Below are 18523 nucleotides of genomic sequence, written 5' to 3' on the forward strand. Positions count from 1 at the left end.
CTTCGCCTCACACCCGCCCCTTCAGCGCCTCCCCGATCTCGTCGAGCGTCTTGGGATCCTCGATCGTCGCCGGCATGGTCCAGGACTCGCCGTCGGCGATCTTCTTGATGGTGCCGCGCAGAATCTTGCCGGAGCGTGTCTTGGGCAGGCGGCCGACGGTGATCGCGAGCTTGAAGGCGGCGACCGGGCCGAGCTTGTCGCGCACCAGCGCGACGATCTCCTTCTCGATCTCGGCGGGCGCACGCTTCACGCCGGCCTTGAGCACCAGGAAGCCGCAGGGCACCTCGCCCTTGATCGCGTCCTTGACGCCGAGCACGGCACATTCGGCAACATCGGGATGCGAGGCCAGGATCTCCTCCATGCCGCCGGTGGAGAGCCGATGGCCGGCGACGTTGATGATGTCGTCGGTGCGGCCCATGACGAAGACATAGCCGTCCTCGTCCTTGTAGCCGGCATCCGAGGTTTTGTAATAGCCGGGGAATTCGCTGAGATAAGCCTCCCTGAAGCGTGCATCCTGATTCCACAGGGTCGGCAGGCAGCCCGGCGGCATCGGCAGCTTGATGACGATCGAGCCCATGGTGTTGGGCGCCACCGGTTTCGCCGCTTCGTCGACCACGTCGACCTGGTAGCCCGGCATCGGCACCGTCGGCGAGCCGTGCTTCACCGGCAGCATGCCGAGCCCGACCGGGTTGCCGGCGATGCACCAGCCGGTCTCGGTCTGCCACCAATGGTCGATCACTGGCACCTTCAGCTGCTGCTCCGCCCATTCAACCGTCGGCGGATCGGCACGCTCGCCGGCGAGGAACAGCGTGCGAAACTTCGACAGGTCGTATTGCCGGATGAACTTTCCTTCCGGATCGTCCTTCCGGATCGCACGGAACGCGGTCGGCGCGGTGAAGAACGCGACCGCCTTGTGCTCGGCGATCACGCGCCAGAATGCGCCGGCGTCGGGCGTGCCGACCGGCTTGCCCTCATACATGATCGTCGTCGCGCCGTGCAGCAGCGGCCCGTAGACGATGTAGCTGTGGCCGACCACCCAGCCGATGTCGGAGCCGCACCACCATACCTCGCCCGGCTTGACGCCATAGAGGTTGAACATCGACCATTTCACCGCGACGAGATGGCCGCCATTGTCGCGCACGACGCCCTTCGGGATACCCGTGGTGCCCGAGGTGTAGAGGATGTAGAGCGGATCGGTCGCGGCAACAGCCGCGCAGGGCGCCTTCTTGCCGTCGTTCATCGCCTTGCGGCGCAGGCTCGCCCAATCGTAGTCCCGTCCCGGGGCCAGGTCGCAAGTGAGCTGCGGGCGTTGCAGCACGATGCAGGCCTTCGGCTTGCTGCCGGCAAGCCTGATCGCCTCGTCGAGCAGCGGCTTGTACTGCACGATGCGGCCGGGCTCGATCCCGCAGCTTGCGGAGAGAATGAGTTTCGGCTGCGCGTCGTCGATGCGGGTGGCGAGCTCCTTCGCTGCAAAGCCGCCGAACACCACGGAGTGCACCGCCCCGATCCGCGCGCAGGCGAGCATCGCGACCACGGCCTCCGGCACCATCGGCATATAGAGGATGACGCGGTCGCCCTTGGCGACGCCGAAATCCTGCATGATGGCGCCAAGCGCCTGCACCTCGTTCAGCAGTTCGGCATAGGTGAGCTTGGTGACGCTGCCCGTGAGCGGCGAATCGTGGATCAGCGCGACCTGGTCGGCGCGCCCGCCTTCGACATGGCGGTCGAGCGCGTTGTAGCAGGTATTGACGACGCCGCCGGCGAACCAGCGGCCGTAGGTCCCTTGCGAGGGGTCGAAGATGGTCTTCGGCGGCTCGATCCAGTCGATCTCTTTCGCGGCCTCGGCCCAGAAGCCTTCGGGATCGGCCAGCGAGCGCGCATGGACCTCATGATAACTGCTCTTGCCCTGGATGTTCATTCCCGCGCTCCCGTTACCTTTATCGGCCTGACCTCGAACCTTGCGGCGCGGCGGTCGCCCCGCCATGACCCGGATCAAGTGTCGGCCTTGTTTGAGAGGTATTTTCCCGGGAACGGGCCGCGGTTCAAGCTGAAAAGGATGGGTTATTTCTCCCTCTCCCCGCTTGCGGCAGGGCTATCGCATATGGGGTATGGGCTAGGGGGGCACGACAGTACCCACATCGTCATGGCCGGGCTTGTCCCGGCCATCCACGCCTTTCCATAACGCACGGAGAACGTGGATGCCCGGGAAAAGCCCGGGCATGACGACCTCTGCTAGATGTTCAATTGCCCTGCCGCTCACGGCAGGGAGAGGCGAAGAGCCCGCCTCAGCTCTCCGTCGCGTTCAGCTTCTGCAACCGCTCCTGCATGACCTTCCTCAGATCATAGCCCGGCCGGCCGAAGCTGGCGTTGCGGAGGCTAAGGAAATCGCGCTGGGTCTTGCGCAGCTCGCCAGCCGAGCGCTTGCCCGCCGATTTCAGCACGCGCTCATAGGTCTCGGCGATCTGGCGGTCGAGCACGCCCAGCTGCGGATCGGCGCAGATCACCTTCTCGACCTCGCGCTTCGCGGTCGCGCATGCGAAGGACGGACCATTGCCGGACGCCGCATTCAGCGCCCGCGGCGGCTCATCGCCGAATTTCGCGATCTCCGCGATCATGCTGCGGCGGCCGTTGGCAGCGTTCTCGTTGCCGGGATCGAGCTTGAGCGCCGTCTCGTAATCGGCCAGCGCCTTCCTGCGCTCGCCCATCTTCTTGTAGAGCACGGCGCGGTTGTTGTAGGTCAGCGCGAAATTCGGATCGAGCTTCAGCGCAGCCTCGTAGTCACCGAGCGCGGCTCCGAACTCACCCTTGAACTGGTAGGAATCGCCGCGGTTGGTGAAGAAGTTCGGCCGGGGCGCGAGGCGCAGCGCCTGATCGTAATCGGCGATCGCCTTGTTGTACTCTTTCATGGCAGCATAGGTGAGCCCGCGATTGTCAAAATATTCGGGCACCTTCGGATCGAGCCTGATCGCTTCGCCGTCGTCGGCCACCGCCTTGTCGAGCTGGCCGAGCTTCTTGTAAGCGGCGCCGCGGTTGGTGTAGGTGCGTGGACGGTTGGGATCGAGCCGCAGCGCCTCGCTGAGATCCTTGATCGCCTTCTCGTTGTCGCCGCCGAGATGGTAGTTCACGCCGCGGTCGGACCATGCCTGTGCATCATCCGGCTTCAGCTTGATGGCCTGGTCGTAATCGGCGAGCGCGCGGTCAAGCCTGCGCTGGGTGGTGTACACGACACCGCGCAGCTCGTAAGCCTCCGCATTCTGCGGATCGAGCTCGATCGCCTTGCTCAGATCCGCCGCCGCTCGGTTGAGATCCCCGCCGGCCTCGCGCAAGAGGTCGCCGCGCAGGCGCCAGGCCTTTGCATTCTTGCCGTCGATTGCGATGGCGCGGTCGATGTCCCGCAGGGCTTGCGTGAGGCCGCCAGAAGTCCGGGCATTGGCGTCGGCGCGAACCAGCAGCGCCGCGGCGCGGTCGGACGCGGGACTTGCGCCCTGGTCGATGATGACGGTGCACGCCGGGATCAGCTCCGCGGGAACAGCCTTGCTGCCCATCACGCAATCGGCGCCCGCCGAGGCGGGGGCTGCAAGGACGAGGCTCATCGCCGCCCCGAGAAGAAAGGCGCGAAGCGAGACTTTGGCAAGCGAAAGCGCTTGCGCGGAAGGATGTGTGCCGCACATGGCAGAGTGCTCCGTGACGTCGGGTTCTCACCGTTGTCGCGGCAGGGAAGAAATGGGTTCAAGTCGCCTCTGTCTACGCCGTCATGGCCGAGCTTGTCCCGGCCATCACGTCTCACGCGCGGCACAAAGAACGTGGATGCCCGGGACAAGCCCGGGCATGACGAGCTCTCGTGCAGCAACGGGCCTAATATCCGTCTACCCCATTGAGTCGCAGCAAGCGCTCCTGCATCGCCTTCTTCAGATCATACCCCGCCCGGCCGTACCCGGCATTGCGGCGGGCGATGAACTCATCCTGCTCGCGCTGGAGGTTCTTCGCTTCCGCCGGATTGCGCGCCTCCCGGATCACCCGGGCATTCGATGCAAAGATCTCGCGATCGAGATCGGCGAGCTCGCGGTTGCCGCAGATCGCCTTCTCCACGGCACGGGCAGCACGCCTGCAGTTGAAGCTGGGCTTGCCGGCGACCGCCATCTGCGCGCCGATCCGCTCCAGCTCGCGCGCCATTGCCTTGTGGTTGGCCTTGGCCTTCTCGTGGTTCGGATCGATCTTCAGGGCCGCGCCGAAATCCTGCACCGCCTTGGGCTTGTCGCCCTTCTTCAGCCAGAGCTCGCCGCGCGCGTTCCAGATGTCGGCGAGCGCAGGGTCGAGCGAAAGAGCGCGGCTGTCGTCGGCGATGGCGCGGTCGACCTGGTCGTGCCGCGCATAGAGCGCCGCGCGCGCGATCAGCGCCTTGATCAGATCCCCCTTCGCCGTCTTCTCATTGTCGATCACGCCGGCGCAGGCCGTGGCCGCCTTGTCCACATCGTCTGCCGCGGTCGCCGCGAGGCATGAGGCGACATCGACCTGTATCACCGCAGCCGGTTCGCCGCCGGTCGCAGCCCGGGCGGCATTCAGCGACAGCGCGCAAAACAATACGGCACCTGACAGTTGAATGAGTTTTTGAAAACACATGCTCGTTGCAGTCGGTGTCTTGCTTTGTGGCTTGCCTTACGTCTTGCCTGGGGGCCGTACTATCCATCATACGGCCGGATTGGTGCTAGCTTGTGGCGCTGCTCAGACCGGCTTCGGGGATCATCGTGTCGACATTCGAATGGATCATCGCGCTTCTGCTCGGCGCCGTTGCCTTATCGGCGCTGGCGCGGCGGATCAAGGTCCCCTACCCGACCTTTCTGGCCATCGGCGGCGCGCTGATCGCCTTCGTGCCGTCCAGCCCGTCCTGGGCGCTGGAGCCGGACCTGGCCTTGGCGCTTTTTGTCGCACCGGTGCTGCTCGATGCCGCCTTCGACACCTCGCTGCGCGATCTGCGCAACAATTGGGTTCCGGTCTCGACCCTGGTCGTCGCCGCGGTCGGCTTGACCACGGCCGGCGTCGCCTTCGTCGCGCACCGACTGATGCCCGATATGCCGTGGGCCGCCGCGGTCGCGCTCGGTGCCATCGTGGCCCCGCCCGATGCGGCCGCTGCGGTCGCGATCCTGAGCCAGGTCAAGCTGCCGCACCGCATGGTGAAAGTCCTGGAAGGCGAGAGCCTGCTCAACGACGCGAGCGCGCTCCTGATCTACCGCATCGCGGTCGGTGCCGTCGCCACCGAGCATCTAACATGGAGCCAGGTCGCGCCGACGATGGCGCTCGCGCTGGTCGGCAGCGTCGTCGCCGGCCTGCTCGCGGGCTACATCATCCCGCTGCTCCTGGAACGGGTCAAGGAAGCACCCAGCGCGATCATCGTGCAGTTCGCCACCACCTTCATGGTCTGGATCGCCGCGGAGCATCTCGGCCTCTCCGGCATCCTCACCATCGTCGTCTACGCCATCACCATGGCGCGCACGGCGGGGGCGCGCATGCCAGCACGGCTGCGGGTGCCGTCTTATGCGGTGTGGGAAACGATGGTGTTCGTGCTCAACGTGCTCGCCTTCATGCTGATCGGCATGCAGATGCGGCCGATCTGGACGCGGCTGGATGCGGACGTGCGCTGGGAATATTGCGTGGCCGCTGGCTGGATCCTGCTGACGGTGATCCTGGTGCGCCTCGCCTGGGTGACGTTCTATCGCACGACCTTGCGGGTGCTGGTCGCGCAGGGGATCTATCATCCGAACGACCCCAGGGCCGTCGCCTCGCCCAAGGGCGGCCTCATCATCTCCTGGTGCGGCATGCGCGGCCTCGTCACGCTCGCCACAGCTTTTGCGCTGCCGGAGAATTTTCCCTATCGCGACTTCATCGTCTTCATCGCCTTTGCGGTGGTGCTGGGATCGCTGGTGATCCAGGGCCTGACGCTGCGGCCGCTGATCCTGGCGTTCGGCCTCAAGGACGACGATCCCGTCGGCAACGAGGTCGCGCGCGCACGCGCCGTCGCCTATCGTGCCGCGCTCGATGCGATCGAGAGCGATCCGTCCGAGGAGGCCGAGATCCTGCGGCTGGAATATCGCGCCATCCTGATGCAGGCCGGGAGCGATCCCAACGGCGGCATCGCCAGTGGCGAGCTGCCCGCCGATCCCCTGCGCCGCCGCGCCATCGCGGCCGCGCGCAAATCGATCTTCGACCTCCGCGCCACCGAAGTGATCGGCGACGATGCCTTCCACCGGCTCGAAGAGGAGCTCGATCGCGCAGAATTGAGCGCGGGGGGATGAGGTAGCGCAGCCACAAACTCGGTGTCGTCCCGGACAAGCGCGCCCCAAGCGCGCGCAGATCCGGGACCCATAACCACAGGACGTCATCGTGACACGAGGTTGGCAACTCCAAATCTTCGCCAAACACAATCCTGTGGTTATGGGTCCCGGGCTCGCGCTACGCGCGCCCCGGGACGACGGCCGGCATTGAACCAAACCCCACCTCCCCAGACTCATTCCTGATGACGACCCTGACCGACGACCGTCGTGTACGCGCGCGTGATGCGTCGCCTGCACGATATTTTTATCTCCACATGGCCCTGGCCTGCGCGGCCACAGCTTTTCTCGGTTTCGCGCCGACCTATTGGGTTCCGCTCGCCCACCGGACGTTGTCCGCGAGCCCCGTGATTCACTTTCACGGGCTCTTGTTCTTCACCTGGTCTGTCTATTTCGTGCTTCAGACCTGGCTCGCGGCCTCGGGCCGCCTCGTCAATCATCGCTCGCTCGGCATCGCCGGCGTCTCGCTCGCAACCGCGATGACGATCTTCGGCTTCCTCGCCTCCGTGCACGTGATGCAGCATTCCGCAGCCCTCGGGCAGCGCGAGGCCGGCATCGGCTTCTCGATCGTGCCGATGAGCGGGATTGCGTTCTTCGCAATCGTGTTCGTGATCGCGATCATGAACACCCGCAGAGGAGAGATTCACAAGCGCCTGATGCTGCTCGCCGCGGTCTCGATCCTCGATGCCGCGATCGCGCGCTGGTTCCTGACCTTCCTGGCGCCTCCCGGGCCACCCGGCCCGCCGCCGGTGCCGGTGACGATCGCGCCCGCCGTCGTCGCATCGCTCCTGCTCGTCGTCGCCATGGTGCGCGACTGGCGCACCGAAGGCCGCGTGCATCCGGTCTACATCTATGGCACGCTCGCGCTGCTGGCGGTGAAGGTCTTGAACTGGCCGATCAGCGAGACGGCTGCGTGGCACGCATTTGCCGGCGGGATACTGGCGCTGGCGCAGTGAGTAGCCAAACACTCCATTGTCGTCCCGGGGCGCGCGAAGCGCGAACCCGGGACCCATAACCACAGGGAGTGGTTACCTTGGTGAGCTGGTCACCGCGAGTCTTCGCCAAACCACGTCCTGTGGTTATGGGTCCCGGATCTGCGCTGCGCTTGTCCGGGACGACAGTGAAGCGTCAGGCGGCGCCTACGCCCCCGCCTTGCACGTGATCCCGCCGTCGACCACGAGCTCGATCCCCGTCACATATTTCGACTCGTCGGACGCCAGAAACAGCGCGGCGTTGGCGACGTCGAAGGCATCGCCCATGTGACCCATCGGCACCTGCGCATCGCGCGCGCGCCACATCGCCTCGACATCGCCCTTGGCGTAGCTGGCGGCAAGGCCGGCAGAGTGTTCTACCATCGGCGTCTTCATCAGGCCGGGCAGGATCGCGTTGACGCGGACATGGTGCCGCGCGAACTCGATCGCGGTGGTGCGCGTCATCTGGTTCATCGCCGCCTTCGAGGTGCCATAGGTGACGTAGGAGATGCCCATGTGGCGGATCGAGGCGATCGAGGAGATGTTGATGATCGAGCCGCCGCCCTGCTTCACCATCACGGGAATGACGTGCTTCATGGCGAAATAGGCGCTCTTGAGGTTGACGCTGAAGACGCGGTCCCAGCTCTCCTCGGTCACCTCGACCACGCTGCCCATCTCGGCGATGCCGACATTGTTGTCGAGCACGTCGATGCGGCCATAGGCCTTCAGGCAGGCCGCCACCATCGCCTCGACCTCGCTCGCGCGGGACACATCGGCGGTGAAGGCGGTCGCCTTGCCGCCTTCGCCGGTGATGATCTTCGCGGTCTCCTCGGCAGCGGCACCGTTGCGGTCGACGCAGAACACCTGTGCGCCCTCGCGCGCGAAGGTCACCGCGGTCGCCTTGCCGTTGCCCCAGCCCGGTCCGATCGAGCCGGCCCCCACCACCATCGCAACCTTGCCCTTGAGCCGATCCATCATGTGTCTCCTTGTTGTTGTTCTTCTTGTAGCCTGGACGGGGCGTAAGCGTAATCCGGGGCTACGGATCGTTGCAGACCTTCATCGTGGTGACGTTAGCACCAATGGGATACCCGACAATCTCCGACAGCGTCCGGCATTGTCCATCATGGCACAGCCGCCATTCGCCGGCCGCGCCCGAATTGCCGAGCACGACCTCTTTCATGGCTGCCCGCTTCGGCTGCCACTGAAACCAGCCGTCGACCAGCCGCGCCTCGGGCGGCGGCTCCATGCCGGGGCCGGTGCCCTTGACGCGGGCCTGCACCAGTTCGAGACCGGCGGGGGTGACGCGCCAGTCTTCCTGCCAGTCGACTTTCGCGATCGAATGCGTCCAGACCAGCGTGAACGCCGACAACGCCAGCGCCTTCACGCCGAAAGCCGTTGCGAAGCAGAGGCTCACACCGCCTCGACCGTTACAGGCGGGCGCTGCCGCCATTGCCACAGGGCGAGCGCCGCAGCGAGCACGAAGCCCGCGGTGTCGCTGAACGGGAATTCGCCGAGCAGGCAGAACGCGGCGCCGAGCGCGACCAGGCGCTCGATCAGCGTCAGCCGGGTGAACAGGAAGCCGATCGCGACCATGCCGAACAGGCCGATCGCCACCAACGCCTTGACGGTCGCGAGCGCGACCGCGCCGTAGAAGCCGAGCTTTGCCGCCATGGGGTCGCCGGCCTGCAGCATCAAGGCCGGGGAATAGACGAAGATGAAGGGGATGACGTAGCCGGCCAGCGCGATGCGCATCGCCTCCCAGCCGATCTTGTCCGGGTTCTCCTTCGCGATCGGCGCCGCCGCGAGCGCCGCCAGCGCCACCGGCGGCGAGAGGTCGGCCATGATGCCGTAGTAGAACGCGAACATGTGGCTCGCGATCAAGGGCACCCCTAACTTGGCCAGAGCGGGCGCGGCGAGCGCGGCGGTGATGATGTAGGTCGGGATGGTCGGGATGCCGGTGCCGAGCAGGATCGACAGCAGCATGGTCATGATCAGCGCCAGGAACAGGCTCTTCTCGCCGAGCCCGATCACCCAGCCGCCGAAGATGGTGCCGACGCCGGTCTGCGACATCATGCCGATGATGACGCCGACGATGGCGCAGGCCATGCCGACGGTGATGGCGGATTTGGCGCTCTCGGCCAGCGCGTCGCGGCAGGCGCGCAGCGCCGCAAAGCCGCCGCGCACGAAGGCGGTGATCACGATCAGCCCGACCACGACGCTCGCGACCGGCACGATCTTGAGGCCGTCCCGCGAGAGCGCGGCGACGACGAGCGCAAGGCCGATCCAGAAGATGGTGCGGATCACGTTCGAGGAGGCGCCCGTGGTGATGGCGGTGCCGAGGATCAGCGCCACCGTCAGCGCGAGGCCCATGCTGCCGGCATAGAGCGGCGTAAAGCCCTCGAACAGCATGTAGACGAGGGCGGCGAGCGGCAGCACGAGGTACCAGCGCGTCACCAGTGCCCTCCAGGCGCTCGGGATTTCCGAGCGCTTCATGCCGACGAGGCCGTGCTTGCCGGCTTCCAGATGCACCATCCAGAACGCGGACGCGAAATAGAGGATCGCGGGAATGGCCGCCGCCTTGACGATCTCGGAATATTGCACGCCGAGCGTCTCGGCCATGATGAAGGCGACCGCGCCCATCACCGGCGGCATGATCTGCCCGCCCATCGAGGCCGTGGCCTCGACGCCGGCGGCGAAGGCGCGGCGATAGCCGAACCTGATCATCAGGGGAATCGTGAACTGGCCGACGGTCACGACATTGGCGACGCCAGAGCCGGAGATCGTGCCCATCATGCCCGAGGCGAACACCGCGACTTTCGCAGGTCCCCCGCGGGTGCGGCCGAACAGGCCGAGCGAAACGTCGGTGAACAGCTGGATCATGCCGGCGCGCTCCAGGAACGAACCGAACAGGATGAACAGGAAGATGTAGGTCGCCGACACGTAGATCGGCACGCCGTAGAAGCCCTCGGTGCCGAACGACAGATGCGTGACGATCTGGTCGAAATCGTAGCCGCGATGGTTGAGCGGCGACGGCAGGTACTGGCCGAAGAACCAGTAGACGAGGCAGGCGCCGCACATCAGCGGCAGCGCCGCGCCCATCAGGCGCCGCGTGCCCTCGAAGATCAGCACCGCCAGCACCGTGCCGACCACGAGATCAAGCCGGGTCGGGTCGCCGTCGCGCGCGATCAGATCGGCGTAGAATATCCACTGGTAGAGCCCGCACAGGAAGCCGGCGCCGCCGATCACCCAGCCGAGCGCGCGGCCGGCATTGCTCTTCGCGGTGAAGTTGGCGATCAGGCCGAAGGTGAGCAGAACGAGGAAGCCGACATGGACGCCGCGCACCACCTGGCTCGGCAGATAGTTGAAGGCGGCGACATAGAGCTGGAAGGTGGCGAAGGCGATGCCGATCCAATAGGCGAGTTGCCCCCACCAGCCCGGACCGAAACCGTCCGGGAAACCGTGCTCGAAATTGTCGAACTCGACCTTGATAGGGGTCTCGGTGGCCTCAGCCTTTTCCAGCATCTTATTCGTCCTCAGCCCTGTGGCGCTTATAACATCGAGACATTGCTCACCCACACCGTCATGGCCGGGCTTGTCCCGGCCATCCACGTCTTACGGTGTCTCCAAGAACGTGGATGCCCGGGACAAGCCCGGGCATGACGTTCGCGGATAGAGCGCGCCTTACTTGATCAGCTCTTTTTCCTTGTAATAGCGGATCGCGCCGGGGTGCAGCGGAACCGGGCTGCCTGTCGCGGCGGTCTCGAGCTTGATCTCCTTGCCGGCCGCGTGTGCATTCTGCAATTCCGGCAGCGATTCGTAGATCAGCTTGGTCATCTGATAGGCGAGATCGTCCGACACCGCGGAGCTCGTGACGAGATAGTTGATCACGGCCGCAGTCGGCACGTCCTTGTCCTGGCCGGTATAGGTGTTGGCTGGAATGATCGCGGAGACGAAGGGCGGGCCGATCTTGTCGACGGTCTCCTTCGGCACCGACACCACCGTGATCGGGCTCGAGGTCGAAAGGTCCTTCAGCGAGGCGACGCCGAGACCGGCCGATTGCAGCGTGGCGTTGAGCTGGCGGTTCTTCATGAGGTCGACGGATTCGGCGAATGGCAGATACTCGACCTTGCCGAGATCCTTGTAGCTCATGCCGGCGGCGGCCAGGATCGCACGCGAATTCAGCTCGGTGCCGGACTTCGGCGCACCGACGGAGAGGCTCTTGCCCTTGAGGTCGGCCAGCGTCTTGATGCCGGACTCGGTGGTCGCGACGATCTGGATGTAGTTCGGATAGATCGCGCCGATGGTCCTGAGCTTGTCGAGCTTGGTCTTGAAGCCCGCCTCCTCCTCGCCGTCCCAGGCGGCCTTGAGCGAATCGCCGAGCGTGAACGCCAGCTCGCCGCGGCCTTGCTGCAGCAGGATCAAATTCTCGACCGACGCCTTGGTGGCCTGCACCTGCGTCTTCACGTTCGGAATCTTGTCGCCGTAGATCTTCCCGATCGCGACCCCGAGCGGATAATAGACGCCGGAGGTGCCGCCGGTCAGCACGTTGATGAAGGATTGCGCCTGCGCGCAAGGTGCCGACGCCGCCAGAGCAAGAGCCGCGGCCGCGCCGAAAATGGTCCGTTTCATGGTTGTTGTTCTCCCCAAACCGGCGGCGAAATTGGCCGGATGAGGGATGCCGGTCAACCCATCCAAAAGACAAAACAGGACTGCGGTAAACGGCCGATCCGGCTGAATTTTTCGGGAACCCGCGGTGCGGCGAGGTGGCGCAGTCGCCCGCCGCACATCCTTCGAGACGCCCGCCTGCGGCGGCCCTCAGGATGAGGACGGAGTACGTGATAGCGATTTCAACAGCAAAGCTGGCGCTCAGCCTCATTCTGAGGAGACCGCGAAGCGGTCATCTCGAAGGACGAGGCGCTCGCTCAGGCCCCGCCAAGCGCATACGCGATCGCCCTCCCCGTAAGCGGGAGGGAGCGCGCCGTCACTGGCGCGGCTTTACTGGCAAGGCTCCGCTGGCAAGGCTTTGCTGGAAAGGCTTTACTGGCAAGCTCTCACTGGAACGTCATGTCCAGGCATTTGGAGATGTCGGAACCGAGGCCGGAGGAGATGATGATGCAGCCGCGCACCTTCTGCGCGCCGACATCGGCGGCCCACACCGAATAGCCGCCGGGGCCGAAGAACGAATTGGTGTTCGGCGGCTCGGTCTCGGTCGCGTCGAAATCATACTTGCCGTCGGTCTCGAAGATGCGCGGCTTCTTGGTGCAGCCGCCGTCGGTCTGGACGTTGATGACTTCCTTGTTGTCGCGGGTCAGCGCCAGCGAGACCTGGCAGCGGAAATATTCCGAGGTCTTGGTGTTGAACAGATAGGTGTAGGACTTGCAGGTCGCCGTGTTCAGCTTGCCCGGGGCAAGGCCGCGGCTACACGAAATCCGCTGGTTGTGGCTGAGCTGGTAATCATCGGCCCGGGCGGCCAGCGCCGTCAACGACAATGCAGCAGCCCAGCAAAGTTTAATCACATGGCGCATCCGAATCATCCCCCACCCATAATTTTGTCGAGTTGCGTTCTAGACGGAAAGCGGAACATAGTCGCGAGGGGACGAAGGGAAAATCACAAACTGCTGGGCAAGACGTGATGCGCTGCGGCGCTTTCGCAAATTGACCCGGACAAGCCGTTCGTGATTTGTTCAAGCCGGGTACCCCAGCGACGGGGAGGATGGATGATGACATTTTCAACCAAGACATTTGCAATTGTTTCGGCTGCACTCGTGACGGTGCTCGGCGCGTTCGCCGCGCCCGCTTTCGCGCAAGCCCCGGCAACGCCGTGGGAGCTCAAGCCCGACACCGGTTACGCCTATGACAGGGAGGGCAAGACCTTTTCCTACAAGATGGGCACCAGCAACGCCGGCGAGCTCCTGAAGGGCGCCAAGAAGGTCCCGAAGGGCACGCTGTTCTTCATCGGCCACAACGGCCAGCTCTACATGCGCAGCGGCCCCTATCTGGAAGGCGACGGCAAGTTCAAGTTCGGGCCGGATCAGTAAGCGCGCTGCCGTAGGGTGGGCAAAGGCGCGTTAGCGCCGTGCCCACCAACTATCAGTGCATCCTGATCGACAACGGTGGGCACGCTTCGCTTTGCCCACCTACGGCAGCGCGCTAAAACGCCCCCGCCAATTCCCTTGCACCGGGTTTGCTGCTGTTCGAATCCATCCGATCGTCGGTCACCGCCAGCAGCTTGGCCACCGTGTTGTGGCGAATTGCGACCGGGTTGCGCTCGTAGCCGCCGCGCTGGAAGAAGTTCGAGGTCGGCACCTGCTCGCGCATCGCCTGCGGCATCGTCACCATGTCGAGCCCGGTGCCGTCGCCGGTGAGGTTCATCATCTCGAGCTCGGCCGCGGTCAGCGGACGGCTGTAGCCCTTGGCGCGGGCGAACAGCACCGAGGTCAGGAGCTTGTGGGTCTGCAGCATCGGACCGACATCGATGTCGAGCACCATCGCATGCATGGCCCAGCCCTGCGCGGTGTTGCCGATCTTCTCGTGCTCCGACCAGGTGTCGGGCACCGACTTCGCATGCGCCACCATTTTCTTCAGCACGACGAGCTTGTGCTCGAGCGACTGACGCGCCGGTCCTGATGTCCGCGCTACCTTCTCGGAGAGCGCGCGAATGAGTTCGTGCCCCTGCTCGGCGAGCAGCTCGACGCTGTTGGTGGTCAGGAGCTGGTTGTAGCCCATCGCGGTCGAGATCGCGCGCTTGCCGCCATGCTCGATTCCCGCCTGCACGTCGTGGCTGCCGGTGCCGCCGGTCTCGAACGAATAGACCCGCACGGCCTGCTCGCGCGTCAGCCCGGAGGCCAGCGCATAGCGCGCATAGGCGCGCTTGAACTCGATCTCGCTCGCCGGGCGCTGCGGCGTGAACTGGTAGAGCTCCTGCGCCGCGCGCAGGAAATCGGCGACCACCGGGATCGGCTTTTTGGCGGGACGGTCCGGCGTTTCCTCCGGCTCCGGATTCACCGGCTTCTTCGGCCCGTTATAGAGCGGCGGATGCTCCAGCACGTAATCATCGAGCGTCACCTGCTGCCCGCTGCGCCGCTTGGCGTTGCGGCCTTTCCGCTTCTCCGAGATCTGGCTCCAATAGGCGCCGGCCTCAGCGTCGAAGGCCGCGCGCGCCGCCTGATACTCCGCGAGCTTGCGGCGATATTCGAGCACCGCCGGCGAAGCGCCACCCTGCGCAAAAAACTGCGACAGCAGCTGGGCGTTGGCATCGCGAACGGCGGGCGGCAGCGCGTCGATCTCGCCGCCACGCGCGGCGGGCGCGAGCAGGACAAGCGCAAGTGGAACCAGCGCGAAGCTATTGCGAATCGAATGATGCATCCTGCCCTCTTAGCAGGCATCCGGTAACCGTCACGTTAACGCGCCGTTTACCTCTTTTTTCGTCTCTTGCGTCACTTCCAGGCGAACACCGGCTGTTCCAGCTCGGTGACGCGGGTGTGCCGGCCCGCGAGCACCTCGCGGAACTGGTAGATCAGCGCCGCCGTCGGCGCGTGGATCAGGCTTTCCTGATGATGGAAGCGAATGACGCGGCGCGCGCTCTCGGGGATCGCGACGAAATCGAAGGCGTCGTCGTGCTCGATCGTGTCGAGCGCAATGCGATGGACCGAAGCCACCTCGTCCGGGTTCGGCCTGATCGCGGCACTGTCGGCGGCCCAGACCACGACGGGCGTGATCAGATATCCGGAGCGGGTCGGATAATCGTCGAGCGTGCCGAGCACCTGCGCGCCGGTGAGGCGAAGGCCAAGCTCCTCGTCGAGCTCGCGCAACGCCGCCTCGACCGGCGTCTCGCCGGCGTCGCAGCGGCCGCCCGGCAGCGCCCATTGGCCGCGATGGGCGCGCAGATGCGATGCGCGCAGCGTGAGCAGGAATGCGGTGTCGTCGTCCTCGCTCGCGGTCAGCGCGACCGCCACCGCGGCACGCTTCAGCGTCGTCGGCACTTCACCCGCCGGCAGCCGCATGAAGGCCGCGCAGGCATTCGCGATATTCCGCCGTGTGGCATCATCGAACGGTCTCATGATGCTTGACTACACCACGTCCGGCCCCGATGAAACGGGATCGCAAGGCCCGCACGGAATGGACGACGAGATGACCAACAAGGCCGCCGCAAGGCTCAAATCAGACGGCTGGAGCATCCTGGAGACCACGGGCTTCATGCACCTGATCGGTCCCCTGTGGGAGCGCAAGGTCGACGGCCATTACGAATTCGCGCTCGCGACCGAGGACAAGCACCACAACCGCCGCGGCATGGTCCAGGGCGGCGTGATGATGACCTTTGCCGACCGCACCTGCGGCATGACCGCCCGTTACGTCTCCGGCAAGGAGTTCATGGCAACCGTGCAGCTCGACACCCATTTCGTCGAGGCCGGCCAGATCGGCGACATCCTGATCTCCCGCCCGCGCGTGGTGCGCTCGACGCGCAGCCTGATCTTCATGAGCACGGAGGTGACGGTGGATGGCCGCTGCATCGTGATGGCGAACGGCGTGTTCAAGATTCTGAAGGGCCCGGGGTAGCTGTTCGGTCAGGTTGCCACTGCCGCAACCACACATTCCGCTGTCGTCCCGGCGCAGGCCGGGACCCATAACCACAGGGAGCAGTTGTGGCACGAAGCTCGTAACTCCGAGTCTTCGCCGAACGCAACCCTGTGGTTATGGGTCCCGGATCTGCGCGCGCTTGGGGCGCGCTTGTCCGGGACGACGAGAGGAAGCGGCATTGCTGGATTGCTTCGCTGCGCTCGCAATGACGGCTATGGCTGGCTATGCTGCGCTCCTTAAAGATATCGAGGACCCGCCCATGCAATACCGTCAGCTCGGCCGCAGCGGCCTGAAAGTGTCGCCGATTTGTCTGGGCACCATGATGTTCGGCGGGCCGACCGATGAAGCCACGTCAAAACGGATCATCGACAAAGCGCGTGATGCCGGCATCAACTTCATCGACACGGCGGACGCCTATTCGAAAGGCGCCTCCGAGGAGGTGGTCGGCCGCGCCATTGCCAGCAACCGTAACGCCTGGGTGCTTGCCACAAAACTCGCCAACCCCATGGGCGACGATCCCAATTGCGGCGGCCTGTCTCGGCGCTGGGTGCTGCAGGCCGCCGACGACAGCCTGAGGCGGCTCGGCACCGACCACATCGACATCTACTATCTGCACAAGGAAGACCATTCGACACCGCTGGAAGAGACGGTGCGCGCGATGGGCGATTTGATCCGATCGGGCAAGGTGCGCTATTTCGGCGTCTCGAACTATCGCGCCTGGCGCGTTGCCGAGATTTGCAACATCTGCGACCGGCTCGGCATCGACCGGCCCGCGGTGAGCCAGCCCTATTACAACGCGATGAACCGCATGCCCGAGGTCGAGCATTTTCCGGCCTGCTCCTATTACGGCCTCGGCATCGTGCCCTACAGCCCGCTGGCGCGCGGCGTGCTCACCGGCAAGTACAAGCCCGATGCCGCCCCCGACAAGGAGACGCGCGCGGGCCGCAATGACACCCGCATGATGCAGACCGAATGGCGGCCGGAATCGCTGCAGCTCGCGCAGGAGATCAAGACTCACGCCGGGAAAAAGGGCATCACCGCCGGCCAGTTCGCAGTCGCCTGGGTGCTCAACTCCGCCTTCGTTTCCTCGATCGTCGCGGGGCCCCGCACCGAGGAGCAATGGGACGGCTACATCAGCGCGCTCGACTACCGCTTCACTGGGGATGACGAGGCGCTGATCGACCGACTGGTCGTGCCGGGGCATCCCTCGACGCCAGGCTACAACGATCCCGCCTACCCGATCGAAGGCCGGCGCGCGCGGACTGCGTGAAACCGGGAGACGACGATGGCGCATCAAGATCGCTACGGCCTGCCGCTCTCCACCATATCCGATGCGGCCGCTGGCGCCTATCGCGAGGGTGTCGACCTCATGCTTGCGGGCTGGACCGGCATGGCGGAGACGCTGGAGCGCGCCATTGCCGCCGACCCGGACTTCGCGCTTCCCCATATCGCCCGCGCGCGCATGCATGCCTTCTACCAGCAGGGCGATCTCGCCCGAAGCAAGGCGGCGCTCGCACGCGAGCTGGTCGCCAGGCGCGGCACCGAGCGCGAGCGCTCGCATGTCGAGACGCTGGCCCTTGCGATCGAGGGCCGGCTACCGGAGGCGATCGCATCCACGCTGAGGCACATCGACACATGGCCGCGCGATGCATTGGTGCTGTCGCTGCCGCTCGGCGCGTTCGGCCTGTTCGCCTTCTCCGGCATGGCCGACCACGACCGCGCACGGCACGAGCTGTGCGGACGTGTGGCGCAGCACTATGACGAAGACTGGTGGTTCCTGACCATGGCCGGCTGGGCGATGACGGAGAATGGCGACGTCGCGCGCGGCCGCGCCATGACCGAGCGCGGTTTTGACCTCCGCCGGGCCAATGCTCACGCTGCGCATGCGGTGCTGCACGCGATGTTCGAGGACGGCTCGATCGACGCTGCCGACCGCCTCGTCGACGACTGGATCCCCTCTTACGACCGCGCCGGAATCCTGCACGGCCATATCCGCTGGCACCAGGCGCTCGGCGCGCTCGAGCATGGCGATGCGGCACGCGCGCTCGCAATCTATGCCGACGTGCTCCAGCCGTCAGTCACGCAGGCGCCACCACTCAACGTTATCACCGACGCCGCCTCGCTGCTGTGGCGCCTCTCGGCTTACGGCCATTCCGTGCCGAAGGCGCTGTGGCTGGAAGCCGACGCCAGCGCGCAAAAACTGTTTCCGAAGTCGAGCCTGTCCTTCGCCGACATCCACATGGCGCTGTTCGCGGCGGCGACGCAAAACCACCCGGCGCTCACCACGCGCCTTGCGGCCATCGAGCAGCGCCTCGCCGAGGGCAAGCTGCCGGCCGGCCCCGTGGTGCCGGCGATCTTCCGCGCGCTGGCGGCCTTTGCGGATGAGAATTACGCGTCATGCGCGCAAACGCTGGCGCCCGTGCTCGCCGAGGTCGTGCGGATCGGCGGCAGCCACGCCCAGCGCGAACTGGTCGAGGACACCTATATCGTCGCACTCATGCGCAGCGGCGAGCTCGCCCGCGCCCGCACCCTGCTGGGCGCCCGCCTGCACCGCCGGCCCTCACTTCGCGATACGCGCTGGCAGGCGGCGATGGCCTGAGTTCCGCCACGAAAAAAACACCGGCCTGACGGCAAGTGGCGGCGGACGGT

Annotated in this window: 16 protein-coding genes; 6 read left to right on the forward strand and 10 right to left on the reverse strand. The window is 65.5% G+C overall.

The genetic code is table 11. The features are described from left to right. Positions 1-7 precede the first annotated feature (7 nt). The 3 genes from XI04_RS33285 to XI04_RS33295 form a co-directional block, all read right to left on the reverse strand. Positions 8-1918, reverse strand: coding sequence for a propionyl-CoA synthetase (locus tag XI04_RS33285; RefSeq protein WP_038948869.1), 1911 nt, complete (start codon positions 1916-1918; stop codon positions 8-10). A 367-nt stretch (positions 1919-2285) separates the two neighbouring features. Continuing rightward, complete coding sequence (locus tag XI04_RS33290) at positions 2286-3671, reverse strand: tetratricopeptide repeat protein (protein WP_271610160.1); 1386 nt, start codon at positions 3669-3671, stop codon at positions 2286-2288. A gap of 184 nt (positions 3672-3855) precedes the next feature. Then, the gene (locus XI04_RS33295) at positions 3856-4620 is read right to left on the reverse strand and encodes a tetratricopeptide repeat protein (protein ID WP_038974817.1); all 765 of its coding nucleotides are present in this window, start codon (positions 4618-4620) and stop codon (positions 3856-3858) included. Between the two features lie 125 nt (positions 4621-4745). Between XI04_RS33295 and XI04_RS33300 the strand changes: the two genes are divergently transcribed. Next, a complete protein-coding gene (locus XI04_RS33300; RefSeq protein WP_038948873.1) occupies positions 4746-6290 on the forward strand; it encodes a cation:proton antiporter in 1545 nt (514 codons plus the stop codon). Positions 6291-6511: 221 nt separating this feature from the next. Then, on the forward strand, positions 6512-7282 hold the full coding sequence (locus XI04_RS33305; protein WP_028140709.1) for a hypothetical protein: 771 nt from the start codon (positions 6512-6514) through the stop codon (positions 7280-7282). Between the two features lie 183 nt (positions 7283-7465). Here the strand turns inward: XI04_RS33305 and XI04_RS33310 are convergent, their stop codons facing one another. The 5 genes from XI04_RS33310 to XI04_RS33330 all read right to left on the reverse strand — a co-directional run bounded on the left by XI04_RS33310 (position 7466) and on the right by XI04_RS33330 (position 12822). Then, positions 7466-8272, reverse strand: coding sequence for an SDR family NAD(P)-dependent oxidoreductase (locus XI04_RS33310; protein WP_028140710.1), 807 nt, complete (start codon positions 8270-8272; stop codon positions 7466-7468). 61 nt (positions 8273-8333) lie between these two features. Next, on the reverse strand, positions 8334-8747 hold the full coding sequence (locus XI04_RS33315; RefSeq protein ID WP_271611421.1) for a DUF1850 domain-containing protein: 414 nt from the start codon (positions 8745-8747) through the stop codon (positions 8334-8336). Next, a complete protein-coding gene (locus tag XI04_RS33320) occupies positions 8708-10819 on the reverse strand; it encodes a TRAP transporter permease (RefSeq protein ID WP_212428820.1) in 2112 nt (703 codons plus the stop codon). Before XI04_RS33320 ends, XI04_RS33315 begins: the two co-directional genes overlap by 40 nt. A 159-nt stretch (positions 10820-10978) precedes the next feature. Then, positions 10979-11926 (reverse strand): TAXI family TRAP transporter solute-binding subunit, encoded by a 948-nt coding sequence (locus XI04_RS33325; RefSeq protein WP_028140713.1) that lies wholly within the window; start codon positions 11924-11926, stop codon positions 10979-10981. A gap of 422 nt (positions 11927-12348) precedes the next feature. Then, positions 12349-12822, reverse strand: coding sequence for a hypothetical protein (locus XI04_RS33330; RefSeq protein WP_271610163.1), 474 nt, complete (start codon positions 12820-12822; stop codon positions 12349-12351). 195 nt (positions 12823-13017) lie between these two features. Here XI04_RS33330 and XI04_RS33335 point away from each other — a divergent pair, with 195 nt between their 5' ends. Next, positions 13018-13335, forward strand: coding sequence for a hypothetical protein (locus XI04_RS33335; protein ID WP_271610233.1), 318 nt, complete (start codon positions 13018-13020; stop codon positions 13333-13335). A 112-nt stretch (positions 13336-13447) separates the two neighbouring features. Here the strand turns inward: XI04_RS33335 and XI04_RS33340 are convergent, their stop codons facing one another. Together XI04_RS33340 and XI04_RS33345 are read right to left on the reverse strand one after the other, a co-directional pair. Then, complete coding sequence (locus XI04_RS33340; RefSeq protein ID WP_095426849.1) at positions 13448-14662, reverse strand: hypothetical protein; 1215 nt, start codon at positions 14660-14662, stop codon at positions 13448-13450. 71 nt (positions 14663-14733) lie between these two features. Next, entirely contained in the window at positions 14734-15357 is a 624-nt protein-coding gene (locus tag XI04_RS33345; protein WP_271610164.1) for an NUDIX hydrolase, read from the reverse strand. 70 nt (positions 15358-15427) lie between these two features. On the opposite strand from XI04_RS33345, the gene XI04_RS33350 reads away from it, so the two are divergent. The 3 genes from XI04_RS33350 (at position 15428) to XI04_RS33360 (ending at position 18473) form a co-directional block, all read left to right on the forward strand. Next, positions 15428-15853, forward strand: coding sequence for a PaaI family thioesterase (locus XI04_RS33350; protein ID WP_028140718.1), 426 nt, complete (start codon positions 15428-15430; stop codon positions 15851-15853). Between the two features lie 280 nt (positions 15854-16133). Beyond that, the gene (locus tag XI04_RS33355) at positions 16134-17144 is read left to right on the forward strand and encodes an aldo/keto reductase (RefSeq protein WP_028140719.1); all 1011 of its coding nucleotides are present in this window, start codon (positions 16134-16136) and stop codon (positions 17142-17144) included. A gap of 15 nt (positions 17145-17159) precedes the next feature. Beyond that, a complete protein-coding gene (locus tag XI04_RS33360) occupies positions 17160-18473 on the forward strand; it encodes a tetratricopeptide repeat protein (RefSeq protein WP_028140720.1) in 1314 nt (437 codons plus the stop codon). The last annotated feature ends 50 nt before the right edge of the window (positions 18474-18523 follow it).

Source organism: Bradyrhizobium sp. CCBAU 11430 (genome assembly GCF_028128855.1).
Taxonomy (GTDB): Bacteria; Pseudomonadota; Alphaproteobacteria; order Rhizobiales; family Xanthobacteraceae; genus Bradyrhizobium; species Bradyrhizobium ottawaense.